13 protein-coding genes are annotated in these 12,584 nt (G+C 36.6%); 5 read left to right on the forward strand and 8 right to left on the reverse strand.

Annotated elements, in window-relative coordinates:
- Window positions 1–11 precede the first annotated feature (11 nt).
- The gene (locus tag AAC388_RS01725; RefSeq protein ID WP_014207799.1) at window positions 12–599 is read right to left on the reverse strand and encodes an NAD(P)H-dependent oxidoreductase; all 588 of its coding nucleotides are present in this window, start codon (window positions 597–599) and stop codon (window positions 12–14) included.
- Between the two features lie 236 nt (window positions 600–835).
- Here AAC388_RS01725 and AAC388_RS01730 point away from each other — a divergent pair, with 236 nt between their 5' ends.
- Together AAC388_RS01730 and AAC388_RS01735 are read left to right on the forward strand one after the other, a co-directional pair.
- The gene (locus AAC388_RS01730) at window positions 836–1,204 is read left to right on the forward strand and encodes a hypothetical protein (RefSeq protein ID WP_014207798.1); all 369 of its coding nucleotides are present in this window, start codon (window positions 836–838) and stop codon (window positions 1,202–1,204) included.
- A 368-nt stretch (window positions 1,205–1,572) separates the two neighbouring features.
- Window positions 1,573–2,802 carry an MFS transporter gene (locus AAC388_RS01735; RefSeq protein ID WP_086355295.1) on the forward strand — a complete coding sequence of 410 codons (1,230 nt, stop codon included), beginning with the start codon at window positions 1,573–1,575 and terminating at the stop codon, window positions 2,800–2,802.
- 37 nt (window positions 2,803–2,839) lie between these two features.
- Here AAC388_RS01735 and AAC388_RS01740 read toward each other — a convergent pair whose 3' ends face one another.
- The 5 genes from AAC388_RS01740 to AAC388_RS01760 form a co-directional block, all read right to left on the reverse strand.
- Entirely contained in the window at window positions 2,840–3,376 is a 537-nt protein-coding gene (locus AAC388_RS01740; protein ID WP_130173020.1) for a hypothetical protein, read from the reverse strand.
- A gap of 25 nt (window positions 3,377–3,401) precedes the next feature.
- The gene (gene yccS, locus AAC388_RS01745) at window positions 3,402–5,552 is read right to left on the reverse strand and encodes a YccS family putative transporter (protein WP_202724352.1); all 2,151 of its coding nucleotides are present in this window, start codon (window positions 5,550–5,552) and stop codon (window positions 3,402–3,404) included.
- A gap of 203 nt (window positions 5,553–5,755) precedes the next feature.
- Window positions 5,756–6,325 carry a superoxide dismutase family protein gene (gene sodC, locus AAC388_RS01750; protein ID WP_075383285.1) on the reverse strand — a complete coding sequence of 190 codons (570 nt, stop codon included), beginning with the start codon at window positions 6,323–6,325 and terminating at the stop codon, window positions 5,756–5,758.
- Window positions 6,326–6,450: 125 nt separating this feature from the next.
- The gene (locus tag AAC388_RS01755; RefSeq protein ID WP_005067168.1) at window positions 6,451–7,569 is read right to left on the reverse strand and encodes an AI-2E family transporter; all 1,119 of its coding nucleotides are present in this window, start codon (window positions 7,567–7,569) and stop codon (window positions 6,451–6,453) included.
- A gap of 124 nt (window positions 7,570–7,693) precedes the next feature.
- Complete coding sequence (locus tag AAC388_RS01760) at window positions 7,694–8,338, reverse strand: ParA family protein (protein WP_342371124.1); 645 nt, start codon at window positions 8,336–8,338, stop codon at window positions 7,694–7,696.
- A 158-nt stretch (window positions 8,339–8,496) separates the two neighbouring features.
- Between AAC388_RS01760 and AAC388_RS01765 the strand changes: the two genes are divergently transcribed.
- On the forward strand, window positions 8,497–8,964 hold the full coding sequence (locus AAC388_RS01765) for a Holliday junction resolvase-like protein (protein WP_002116954.1): 468 nt from the start codon (window positions 8,497–8,499) through the stop codon (window positions 8,962–8,964).
- A 139-nt stretch (window positions 8,965–9,103) separates the two neighbouring features.
- A complete protein-coding gene (locus AAC388_RS01770; RefSeq protein ID WP_342371125.1) occupies window positions 9,104–9,667 on the forward strand; it encodes a hypothetical protein in 564 nt (187 codons plus the stop codon).
- Window positions 9,668–9,719: 52 nt separating this feature from the next.
- Here the strand turns inward: AAC388_RS01770 and AAC388_RS01775 are convergent, their stop codons facing one another.
- Window positions 9,720–10,250 carry a hypothetical protein gene (locus tag AAC388_RS01775; RefSeq protein ID WP_005078420.1) on the reverse strand — a complete coding sequence of 177 codons (531 nt, stop codon included), beginning with the start codon at window positions 10,248–10,250 and terminating at the stop codon, window positions 9,720–9,722.
- 26 nt (window positions 10,251–10,276) lie between these two features.
- Window positions 10,277–11,065, reverse strand: coding sequence for a class I SAM-dependent methyltransferase (locus tag AAC388_RS01780; RefSeq protein WP_206258536.1), 789 nt, complete (start codon window positions 11,063–11,065; stop codon window positions 10,277–10,279).
- Between the two features lie 127 nt (window positions 11,066–11,192).
- Here AAC388_RS01780 and AAC388_RS01785 point away from each other — a divergent pair, with 127 nt between their 5' ends.
- A complete protein-coding gene (locus AAC388_RS01785) occupies window positions 11,193–12,470 on the forward strand; it encodes a hypothetical protein (protein ID WP_282463649.1) in 1,278 nt (425 codons plus the stop codon).
- Window positions 12,471–12,584 lie beyond the last annotated feature (114 nt).

Genomic DNA, 12,584 nt, shown 5'->3' on the forward strand with positions numbered 1-12,584 from the left:
ATTTCTCCTTATTAGGCTGCTGCAAATACAGTATTTAAGTGTGCTTTATATTCTTCAACATAACTATCAACGTCAGGCATTTTAATTACGTCATTTACAATAAATGTCGGAAGGGTGCTCATGCCTAAGAACTGATTGGCTTTATGAAATGGTAAATAAACGCCATCTACACCTACACCGTGGAAGAATTGATCTGCATCTTCAAATGCTTCCATTGGAGCATTCCAAGTCAATGACAGCATATATTTTTTGTCATGAATTAGACCACCTGAACCATATTTTTTTGAGGCATCAGAACGGCTACGGCCATCACTTGCATAAAGTGAACCATGACCAGTGGTAAAGACATCATCAATATACTTTTTGACTGTCCAAGGTGCGCCCATCCACCAGCCTGGCATTTGATAAATAACAACATCTGCCCATAAGTATTTTTCAACTTCACTTTCAGCATCATAATTGCTGTCTGCACGGGTGACTTGAACTTCGTGGCCGAGTTCCGTGAGATGTGTGGTTGCTAGGGTGGTTAATGTGTCATTTAATTCACCGTTTGAGTGGGCAAATTGTTTAGCACCATTAATCACTAAAATCTTACTCATGGAGGTTGCTCTCATTAAATTCCTGTATTTGAGCATACTCTATGAGATTTACTGTTGTAGAAAAATGCATGAATAGGAAAAATATTGTTGATAAAAAATCAATAATTATTGTTGGATTTCTATTTAAAACTAATCTATCTCATTAATATCAATAAATTTATAACTATTTACAAAGCTCAAAAGGAAAAAGTGGCCTATTATCTTTAGCATTAATTTTGAGTAAATAGAGGGGAAGAGTGATGAAAAAGAATGGTTTGTTGATTATTTTCAGCTTAAGCATATTAACAGCTTGTGCTCCCCCTCAAAATTCTTCTGCTCAACTTGCTGATAGTCCTATACAGGCTGTATTACTCGATCAACCAGATCTTTTAAATGATGCAAGCAATTTAGATATTTCACAGCAAATGAATGCTTCGGATGATCCTTCCAATGCTCAAGTTACTATTTTGCAAACAGAGCCTAGTCCAGATGCGGTGTCGAAAACACGTACTGAATATTTATTAAAACGAGATCAGCAAATCTGGAAAATTGTGAATAAAAAGCAAAGCTATCAATGTACAAAAGGAGAGGAAACTACAGATTTTCAAGTTAATCCTTGCCCATGATGCTTAATTTTTTATCGAATATGTGGATAACTTTGAGTTTGTGCACAACCATAATTTGCATGCCTTTTTGTGCAAAAAACTGAAATTTATGCTTCTTGAAATTGCATGATTGCTGATCAATTTAAAAAGTGCTATTGTTGCGCTCGGCAATTGTGCCAATTGGTAAAAATTACCGAATCTCACGTCATATATTTTTTCTCGTTTTAGACACCTTGTGAATACGGTGTTTCACACTCTAAACATGCACTCTCACGGCATATAACAACTTAACTAAAGATTGATTGACCATACATGTCATCGTCATGACTACATCTTATTTTATAGGTAGTCGTACAGACATATGGCTGCTATTTTGAAGTGTACAACTCATGAAAAATATTCAAACGACAACGTTGAACCGTACAACGTTGATGTTTCCTTTGGCCTTAGTGCTATTTGAATTTGCGGTTTATATTGGTAATGACTTGATTCAGCCAGCCATGTTGGCAATTACTGAAGACTTTGGTGTAAGTGCAACTTGGGCACCGTCTTCGATGTCATTTTATTTATTAGGTGGTGCATCTGTTGCATGGTTACTTGGTCCTCTGTCGGACCGTCTCGGACGTAAAAAAGTACTATTAGCTGGAGTTTTATTCTTTGCTCTATGCTGTTTTTTAATTTTACTTACGACGCAAATCGAGCAATTTCTAGCATTAAGATTTTTGCAGGGAATTGGCTTAACCGTAATTTCAGCAGTTGGATATGCGGCTATTCAAGAAAGCTTTGCTGAACGTGATGCGATTAAAGTCATGGCACTCATGGCCAATATCTCATTACTTGCGCCCTTGCTAGGACCTGTACTTGGCGCTTTCCTAATTGATTATGTGTCATGGCACTGGGGCTTTGTCGCCATCGCTGTATTGGCATTACTCAGTTGGATCGGGTTGAAAAAACAGATGCCGAGCCAGCAAGTCAGTGTAACCAAGCAACCTTTTAGTTATCTTTTTGATGATTTTAAAAAGGTGTTTACCAACCGCCGGTTTTTAGGTTTAAGCGTTGCATTACCTTTAGTGGGTATGCCTTTAATGCTATGGATTGCTTTGTCTCCAATCATTTTAGTAGATGAGTTAAAGCTCACTAGTGTGCAATATGGCTTAGCTCAATTCCCTGTGTTTTTGGGTTTGATTGTAGGCAATATTGTCTTAATCAAAATTATTGACCGTTTGTCCTTAGGTAAAACCGTCATGATGGGTTTACCGATTATGCTCACTGGTACACTTATTTTAATATTAGGTGTGGTGTGGCAAACTTATCTCATACCTTGTTTGCTTACAGGCATGACATTAATTTGTTTTGGTGAGGGGATTAGTTTCTCGGTCTTGTATCGTTTTGCACTCATGTCATCTGAGGTATCAAAAGGAACAGTTGCAGCAGCAGTTTCAATGTTACTGATGATGAGCTTCTTTGCAATGATTGAGCTTGTACGTTATCTCTATACACAATTTCATTTATGGGCTTTTGCATTGTCTGCATTTACCTTTATTGCTCTTTGGTTTAGCCAACCGCGAAGTGCTTTGAAGCAGGAAATGCAAGAAAGACTGCAACAAGGCAACAATTAAATAAAAAATACCGGAAGTGATATTCCGGTATTTTTTTTTATTCTTGTAACATTTTTTCCATTTCTTCACGGTCTGCTTCATAGGTACAACCTAACAGTACCATTGGTTTTTTCCCTTTCATTTCTGATAAGTTCAAATTATGGTAAAAAGTAACCGAATCTGAAGTGGCTGGTTCTGTTTTAATTGTACGTACCCCTCTAAACAGAGGCAGCATTGTAAAATCAGGATGTTGTGGGATATCAAATTTCTTTGAAAGTTGCTGAACATTTACATTACGAAAAACAGCAGTTATACCTTGACCAGCCAAAGCAACTTCGTTTGTCTTTAAGCCAAATAGCTCAATAGGTTGATTGGTTTTATACAAATAAATGAAAGGTTGGTCTGAATCTTCAACTCTTTTAAAGCCAAGCGCTGTTAAGTTCTCGTCATATTCGGAACCAAAATCTGAATAGGTTGCGTAATCAGATTGACACTCGATAATCTTTTTTAAATCATTCCTTTCAAACGCATAAGAATTACTACTAAGCATTATTAAAATCAAAGAAAGAATCGAAGGAGTTTTTGGGAAATGCATTTTTATCCTCAATAAAAATCTATGTCTATTTAATCTCTTGTTCTAAAAGTTTACCCTTGAGAATTAATAATTCAGGCAAGGTTTCTAATAATAAACTAATTTGTTTTAATACGAGTGTGTAGTTCTCTGAAAAGTGCTCATGAGTAGTTAGGCTTTGAATTTGCGCTAAAGTCTGCTCAAGGAAATTGAAATCAATATAAGCCGGATCAAATAAGCTCTGTTTAAGAATTTGCTGACAATCCAGTAAGAGTTGTAATACTTGTTGATCATCAATTTTCTGTCGTTGGCTTCCTAACGCTGCCACGTAACTCAGTTGGCTGTGGCTATAAACCAGATAACGAAAAGCATAATGGATGAGTTGAGGGTTCGGGTTGGGTTCAGCGCTTAGGCTCGAAATCATGTTGGATAGCTCAATCTGAGCGTTATGCGCAGCACGACGAATTCGACGGTACTCTATATCCTGATTTTTGCCATATTGATATTGCTCAACAATCACATTGAAATAATCTAAGGTCGCTTTGCTGCTTTTATTAATATTATTGGGGATGTTTCGAAAGTTCCAGTCGGGCCAAATAAAGTTTACGGCGAGCCATGCAATAAAGCAGCCTAATAAGGTATCTATCAGTCGAGGCAAAATAATACTGTAGCCAGCGCCTTTTAAGTTGAAAATTAATAGCACCATAAGGGTAGCCATGAGCGTAGCCAAAGCATATTTCTTTTGACGTAAGTAAAAAAAGCAGACTCCACAAATAATTGTAATGATGAGCTGGCCTTCAATACTCGGTACAAAATATAAAATAGGTATTCCTAATAAAACACCGAGTAAGGTACCAATCGTTCTTAATTTAAGACGGCTTTTAGTCGCAAAATAAGTAATCTGACAGACAAACAAACTGGTGAGTAAAATCCAGTAACCATGCTGCGCAAAGGGTAACAGTGAAATTGCATAACCTGCGGCGAAAACCACAGCAATTCGTATGGCATGCCTAAACAGCGCTGACTGTGGCGTAAGTTGTTGCCGAAGTTTTAAGATAAGATCTGAAAATCCTTGAATATCATCATCAAGTAAATTTAAGTGTTCTTGTCTTGTTTGAGTGTTATTTTCAGGAACAGGTTGGGCATATTGCAGTTGTTCAAACTGTTCATGCATTCCTTTTAAATTATCAAAAATAAGTTTTAAATTTTTAACTTCAAAATTTTGTGGATGTTGTTGTATCCAATCTTTTAAAGAACTTTCCAAATGTCCCAATACTTTCTGACTTTCTTGCGAAGGCTGATATGGCTGGTTATATAAAATACATTGAGCTAAGTCTTGGCATGCTTGTGCTTGTAGACGCAGGTTTTTTTGGAAACGGAAAATAAGATCACTACGGCTAAAATTCTGTTGAATATGTTCGTAATGTAAATAATTTGAAGTGGCTTGCTCGTGAATATCTCGTGCGAAAAAATATAGGTTTAGCCAATAGATACTTTTATTACTGACTCTGGAAGCTTTGAGTCGAGTAAGTAGTGAACTGCGTATTTGATTGAGGCTTTGGGCAACTTGCGTATTTTGTAGAGATAATTCATATAAAAGCTGTTCAACATTCTCTTTATTGTCCGGATCAAACAAACGAGCTTTTGCTTGTAGTAGAACAGAAATTTCTTTAAAAATTTGTGAGAGCTTATCTTGTAAGGGAAGTGTCGGTTTAATAATAAAAAATAAAATAGAAGTTAAACCGTACCAGAGAGCGCCATAAACAAAATAGGTAGGTTGTTGATACCAATGTGCATATTCGCCTAAACCGAACATACTATAAATAGAGAGCAGAATCGTGCCAAAAGAAATCGTGGCATAACGTTGCCCTAAGGCGCCTAGTAATATGAAAAAAGCGCTTGAGATAGAGAGATATAAAATAAAGAAAATTTTGTAAGGAGCTAAAAAGCCGAGAATGCTACTGACTGTAAAAAAGAGCAGGCAGACATAGACCAAATTGCGTAATCGAATACTTAAACGATCATCAAAGTCTGTTAATGCTGCTGCAATTGCGCCTAAGGTCACGGGAACAATAAGTTGATTATAGCCCAGCCACAGCAAACCTAAAGTTGTGCCAGTGAGTACAATCAGAATTTGCAGGCAATAAATTAAAATAGAGTTTGTCTTAAAGCTATTAAATATTTGGGTCAGATAATTCACGGCTTTTGTTCTAAATTAGAGAATACGTGAGAAAGCAGTATGTAACTTTAAATTTTTATTACTTCAAAAATATTATTCTTTTTATCTACAAAAGTCAGTCGTTTTTTAAGATTTTATTAGACTTAAACCAAGTTGTAACGATCAATAAATTAACAGAATTGTGGATATCTTTTTAGATACCCACAATTTGTAAAATACATAAATTATTTAATCACACCACATGCAATTCGTGCTCCACCACCGCCAAGAGGTTGAGGTGAGTCTGAATAATTGTCGCCACCCGCATGAATCATAATCGCTCGACCCTGAATATCAGCAAGTTTTAATCGAGGTGCGATTACGGCAGTTGTTGCAACACCTGTATTATCGACAACTAAAACAGGTAGATCGCCTAAATGGCCAGTCGTTGGAGTACCATGATGAGGGGCTTGGTTCGGGTTATAGTGGCTACCCGCAGCTAAAGCAGCGCCAGGTTTTCCATCTTTTACAGCAGGTGCACAAGAAGCGTTTTCATGAATATGGAAACCACGAGTACCGCTTGGTAAGTCAGCAAGAGCAGGGGTAATAATTAAACCTTTATCGCTATCTTGAAAGCTAATCGTACCTATTTTTTTACCAATACCGTTAGCTGTCACTTCATTTACATCGACCACTTTTTTAGTATGCATTGAGGTTAATGCTTGAGCTGTGTCAGATACAGTTTTAGTTACCGAACTACAGCCAACGGTAAAAAGGGCTGTAAGCGCACAGACTGCGCCAATTTTATTAAACATCTGCATGATTGGATGTCCTTATAAATATATATGATCGTTTGATTCAAACAAACAGAGGTCTGACCTACAAGTTAATTTAAATAGTTAATTTGTATCTAGAAACATTTTTAAATTAAATAACTATGTCACTCTTTGTCATTGGAGGATTCACTCTCAGAATCATAAATCATGGTCGTTTTTGGCATAGGTTCAGGTTCAATCGTTTCATGTAACCATTCACGCCAAATTGCCAGTAAAATAGCCAAAATTACAGGTCCAATAAATAAACCGACTAAGCCAAAACTCGCAATACCGCCTAATACACCAAACATAATTAATAAGAACGGAATTTTGGTTGCACCAGAAATGACGAGTGGTCTAATCACATTATCTGAGCTACTGACAATCAGCACACCCCAGACCACAACACCAATTGCCTCCATAGTTTGTCCCTGAGAGAACAACCATAAGCCAACGCCTAAATAAGAAATTGGAGTACCAAATGGAATTAAAGCCAATAAGAAAGTAACAATAGTGAGTACCATAGGGTTTGGTACACCTGCTACGAAGTAACTTAATCCAGCTAAAACGGCTTGAGCAATTGCAGTTAAACCCACACCATAGACTACTGCACGAGTTGTTTCAGAAATTGTATCGAGATAATGATGAATACGAGGGCCAATGACCATTTCTAAAGCTTTACTCACTTGAGATAAAATCATTTGTCCATCACGATAGAAGAAAAATAGGCTAAATACTGCAAAGCCAAGTTTGACAATATTTTTACTAATTTCACCAAGCAGCACACGGCCATAACTTAAATGGCTTTGTACCCAAGCTGCGATATTTTGAATCGTACTATTAGGATCGTTATTTAACTCATTGAGTGTACGAGAAATCTCTTTTCCTACAAAAGGAAGGTCACGAATAAAATCTGGAACGCTTAAATGACCCGAAAAAACCTGACGTTGTAAATCAAAATATAAGTTACGTCCCTCATGCTGCAAAATAAAAACCGCGCATGTAAAGGGGATACCAACTACCAAAATGACCAGACTAATCATCAGGGTTGCGTTTAAAGTATTACGTGATTCTCCAAAAAAACGCTGAATTCTTAAATAAATAGGCCAAGTCATATATGCAATGATGGCAGCCCAAAGTACAGGAACAATAAAATATTTCAGGATATTAAATCCTAAAAAAATCAAAATAAAAAACAGCCCAAACAATAAAACGCGCTGTAAATTAGGAGCGTATGGATGCACGAACAATATTTCTCTAATTTTCTACATAGAATAAAGTCATATTAACTGAAAAATAACCTGAGGCAAATTTTAAGGCCGTAATGTAAAGAACCTTATACATCCAGTTTCAAAGGCTAAAATTCCTTTAAAACCACTCAGCTTTATCTTCAATTAACTTGTTTAGCACAGGTTGCCATTGATTTTGAATACTAATAAAGTTCTTTTGCGGTTTATCAAAAATGCTTAAACCTTGCATTGCTAAGCTGCCATAGGCAGTGCGTTCAGCAATCCATGCAACAGGTTCCTGTTCAATTTTTTCAAAGAACTGCTGGATATCTTTTGAGCTTGCACTGTTTGGTTTTACACGGTTAGCAAGAAGCAAAATCTGTACTTTGCCTTTGCGAATACGTTTAATATCTTGTAAATGCTTCAAAAAGCGACGAGTACTGTCTATGTCAAAAAATGAAGGCTGAAGCGGAGCAATAATGGCATGAGCTTCACTAATAAGTTGTTCAGCATGCTCACCTGAAAGTGCACCAGGCGCATCAATAATTAAATAGTCCAGATTTTTGGGTGCATCACCAATTGATTTCTCATGACGCCAGTCTAGGCTTTGAATCGTTGCAACGGTATCAGGGCGCTGTTTTAACCATTGTAAAGCCGATTTTTGATTGTCCGAATCTGCTAATGCTACTTTATATCCTTTTTGTGCCAATGCTGTTGCCAACGTGATGGCCGTCATGGTTTTTCCGCATCCGCCCTTTTGATTTGCAATAAGTATCGTTTTCATAAATCCAATTATTTTCAGCAGCACATTTGTTTATGTTTTATACCTTAGCATCTTTTTATGTGAAGGAGATGACCACATTTGACAAAAGTTTAAGCTGTTTCGTTATTTTAGATATGATTAGATCTGTAATCTTAATTCGTGCTTTTTAAGGAAAATTTATGTCTGTATGGCTTGCCATGCTTATTGGTGCTGGAATTGGCATCATTATCACTACACTTATTTTATCAAATACACGTAATGGACGAATTAAGGCTGAATATGAGCAATATATTGCTGAACTTGAACTAGAGCATCAACAAGCGCTCACTCAAGCACAAAAGAGAAGTGTAAATACAAGTCGTGCGGTGTTGAAGGGAAAAATGGCAGAACAATTTGCTCCGGTTTTACCTGAATTTCAGTATTTACCAAGCGATGCAAAATTCATGGGCGATCCGGTGGACTATATTATCTTTGATGGATACACCGATTTTCGCGATGGTGATGGTACGGCAGAAGACATCAATATTATTTTGCTCGATGTAAAAAGTGGTGGAGCTAGACTTACGAAGGGTCAACAGGCAATTGCTCAAGCTGTTCAACAAGGCAAGGTTCGTTTTGAAACGTTGAGAATAGATTTCGAAGATTAACAAGCTGTTTAATTCAGCACAAAAATAGACGAAATTGATCTGTATTGTTACTAAATTTCGATATTTTTTTCATCGCTTAAAGCTATTATAAATTGAAGATCTATTCACTTTGATCTAGCAATATTTGAGGTGTAACACGATGAAAAAACAACGTTTGATGATGGGCTTACTTGCCGCGCTTGGCATGAGTTCAACATTTGCATCGACCTCAAGTGAATATAATATTGCCAATGGTTTGAGCCCGATAGAAAAAGATCAATCTATTGCTGTATTACAACCTTTTCAAGGCAATTTTAGAATCTTGGGTTCAAAAGTTTATCAAAATGATGAACAAGCTAAATTTTCTCCTATTGACTATGCCGTAAGTTGGGGATTGTTTGCACAGCCTGAAATCGCACGTCATATTTCAGTGAAACAATATGACCGTTATTTAAACTGGAAAATTCCTAAATTACCTGTTCCAGCAGAGCAAGCAATGCAAATGGTGTCTAACATGCACATCATTCCTGCAAACCCTGAGATTGCTCAGCAGATTAAACAGGTTAAACGTGGTGATTTAGTTTATCTAAAAGGTGACCTTGTCGAGATTAAGGACAAAAATTTAGTCTGGAAATCGTCTCTTACCCCAACTGATACTGGTGATGGTGCATGTGAATTATTCCGCGTTCAGGCAATTCATTGGGTTGAAAAGCAAAATATATAATTTGAAAAAAGCCTTCATAAGTTTGAAGGCTTTTTTATAACCACTACATTGCTTATTTCTGTTGCGATGCTTTCCAATATTTTAATTGATTTTGCGCTTGTAAATAGTCGGCAAGATCATTGATCTGTTCATCTTTATTGGCTTGCTTGTCACTCAAGTGTTTTTCTTGGTTTTCCCAATATTGATAAAGTAGACCCTGAATGTAACGGCCTTGCTCAGTTTTTAAATCTAAATCTTTTAACATGGTCAGAGAAGAGCGCACATTATCGAGAGTACGCTGTTGCTCAAACTCTGTAGTGAGGGTTCCAGCTTCATGCATTTTTGCTAATTCACTTTCCATCTCGTCACTCATTTCTGTAAAGCGACGGTCATAATCCTCTAACAGTGCAATATCGTGTGCATCATCAGCAGTGGCAGGGAACGTCTTAACAGGTCTTTCATTCAGTTTTTCTAAAACCTGATCGGTAGATGAGGTGGCAGAAGGTTGCTCCGTCTTGGCAGGCTCATCCGCTTTTTTACAAGCAGTCAGAAATAGGCTAGAGCAAAGCAAAGACATTAATATGATTTGAGGTGTTTTCTTCATAACTTTCAACCAAACCTATTCACTAATTATTTAATGGGTAACGTACTTTTCTGAAAGTGATATGCATACGTAATATATGGAAAATCAATCTGATCTTGAGGACCTAATCCCGTAAAATCATAAACAATTTTTTCAAACTGTGCTTTGAGTTGTAATTGATCTTTTTCAGTCATTGCAGCAATAAAACTCGTAGAGAGTAAACGTTTACTCACGACTTGTTCGACAGAACCGTGTTGTGACTGTGTGAATGTTTGTAGGCTATCAAATAAAAATAAATCTTGTTGTTCAAATACGCGTTTCCACTTTTCACTATGGTAACGAGGTGTGTCACCTTCAAGAGGAAGTAGGAAGTCAGCTAAAGCCTTGACCCAATCTGTACGTTCGTCGCGTTGATTCCAAACTAGCCCTAAATGTCCTTCTGGTTTTAATACTCTATGCATTTCTGTTAGGGTGTCGAAGTTGTCAAACCAGTGAAAAGATTGCGCACAAATAATGGCATCAATTTTATGGTCTGCTACAGGAATTGAATTGCTAAAAGCCTGTAATGTTTTGATATCAGGATAAACTTGTTGAAGCTGCTGTAACATCTCGCCAATTGGCTCAACTGCAATAACATCAGCATGTGTTTGTTTTAAGTAGGGTAAGAATTTGCCAGTACCCGATCCAAGATCAATAACAGCAGATTTTTCCTGTATTTGTAGGCAATTTTGCAGCCAACTTACTATTTCTGCGGGATAATTGGGTCTAACTTGCTGATATAGTTCAGCAGCTGAACTGAAGCCTTTTTGAGCGGCAGGATGTAAGGATTGTGTCATATTTTGCGCTTTTTAATCTGACTGGCATCTATAAAATAAGATACTCCGCAATCATAAATTGGCAAAACACCTATTTTGTTTCATTTTTGACGTTGTATGTGGGAGTAAATTTTCTTTCGGTGTGAGCATGGATAAGCAAATTATTTTTGAAGACGAACACATTAGAGCCATTTTTTTACCAGGCGATTCTAATACATTGGTTCTCTCTTTTGGCGATTTGATTACCCGAGCGAGTGGCTTATCTATCAATGCTGAAAAGTCTCTAATTAAATACCAATATAATATTATTGGGGTAATGCCAAAACAAAAATCATGGTTTCCTCAAGCAAGCATGATTGAGCTGGCAAAAGCAATTTCGCCTATTCTAAAAGGCTTTAAAAATATTGTGGGTTATGGCGGTTCAATGGGCGGCTATGCGGCAATCAAATATTCTAATTTATTGAATATGAACCGTGTGATTGCATTTGTGCCTCAATATTCAATTGACCCAGAGCATGTTGAAGACCGACGCTATGCTGAGTTTTTTGATGCTATAGCAAATAAAGACATGCAGATTCAGCCGCAAGATGTCGATGCAGCGCGTGAATACGTCATTGTTTATGACCCATATTTCTCGATTGACCGTGAACATTACTTAAAAATAAAAGAGCTGTTACCAAGCTTACATACGATTCATTTGCCATTTACTGGTCATGAAGCATTGTCTGTATTGGCTAGTTCAAGTTTATTACATGATTTTATTGAACATGATTTCGATGAAATCTATTTTTATCAGCAAGTTCGTAAGGTCAAAAAACAAAGTAAGTTTTACTTCCGTAATGTACTTGCGCATGTTCTTACCCAACATGATGAAATGTTGTTAAAAATATTGCGTCAAAATGATTTTCAGTTAGATGAACGTTATTTTGATAACCCACTTAAACAGGCTATTACACGTAGTCTGATAAAAACAAATCAAGCAACTGAGTTAGACTTTCAAAAGCTTGGTATTAAAGTGCTGCGAATTCAAGAAGATGCAAATTACACAGAAGGCTTGCAGACTAGCTTTGGTTTAATTTTGGTATTTAACCTTATCAATTCAAAGTTTGAAAGTTATACAGTAGATACTCTACTGGTGAATAAATCTTATTTGGTTCCAATTGTGGCTGAGCAAACCGGTGTAGTGCATATTGAATTAAATAATGAAGTTTATTTGTTAGCGATGAATGATCGTAAGATTATTAAATTGTTCAAGAGTGAAGAGCCTTTAACATCGGATATGAGTCCTTTTGTAATCAAAAAATATTCGGATTCTTTTGCGATTAGCTATAAGCAACTAAATTTATCTTGTGATGAACAAGGGCTGTGTGAATTTACGGAAGGTTCAATTCAACCTACAGAACAGTTGACCACCATCAGCTATTAAAACTTTATAGTGTTTAAATAAAGCTCAGACCTTTAGGTTTGGGCTTTATTTTTTGCCTAAAAAATATTTTTTTATAAACTTATTTGTATATTATTTTAAAATTCATTATTTAAA

The organism is Acinetobacter sp. D009, from assembly GCF_038562025.1.
Lineage (GTDB): Bacteria > Pseudomonadota > Gammaproteobacteria > Pseudomonadales > Moraxellaceae > Acinetobacter > Acinetobacter pittii.

Bases quoted from the DNA above. Each gene is read 5' to 3' on its own strand.
- AAC388_RS01775 (WP_005078420.1), bottom strand. From the start codon at position 10,250: ATGAAGAAAACACCTCAAATCATATTAATGTCTTTGCTTTGCTCTAGC.
- AAC388_RS01780 (WP_206258536.1), bottom strand. From the start codon at position 11,065: ATGACACAATCCTTACATCCTGCCGCTCAAAAAGGCTTCAGTTCAGCT.
- AAC388_RS01760 (WP_342371124.1), bottom strand. From the start codon at position 8,338: ATGAAAACGATACTTATTGCAAATCAAAAGGGCGGATGCGGAAAAACC.
- AAC388_RS01735 (WP_086355295.1), top strand. From the start codon at position 1,573: ATGAAAAATATTCAAACGACAACGTTGAACCGTACAACGTTGATGTTT.
- sodC (WP_075383285.1), bottom strand. From the start codon at position 6,325: ATGTTTAATAAAATTGGCGCAGTCTGTGCGCTTACAGCCCTTTTTACC.
- AAC388_RS01770 (WP_342371125.1), top strand. From the start codon at position 9,104: ATGAAAAAACAACGTTTGATGATGGGCTTACTTGCCGCGCTTGGCATG.
- AAC388_RS01785 (WP_282463649.1), top strand. From the start codon at position 11,193: ATGGATAAGCAAATTATTTTTGAAGACGAACACATTAGAGCCATTTTT.
- AAC388_RS01725 (WP_014207799.1), bottom strand. From the start codon at position 599: ATGAGTAAGATTTTAGTGATTAATGGTGCTAAACAATTTGCCCACTCA.
- AAC388_RS01765 (WP_002116954.1), top strand. From the start codon at position 8,497: ATGTCTGTATGGCTTGCCATGCTTATTGGTGCTGGAATTGGCATCATT.
- AAC388_RS01740 (WP_130173020.1), bottom strand. From the start codon at position 3,376: ATGCATTTCCCAAAAACTCCTTCGATTCTTTCTTTGATTTTAATAATG.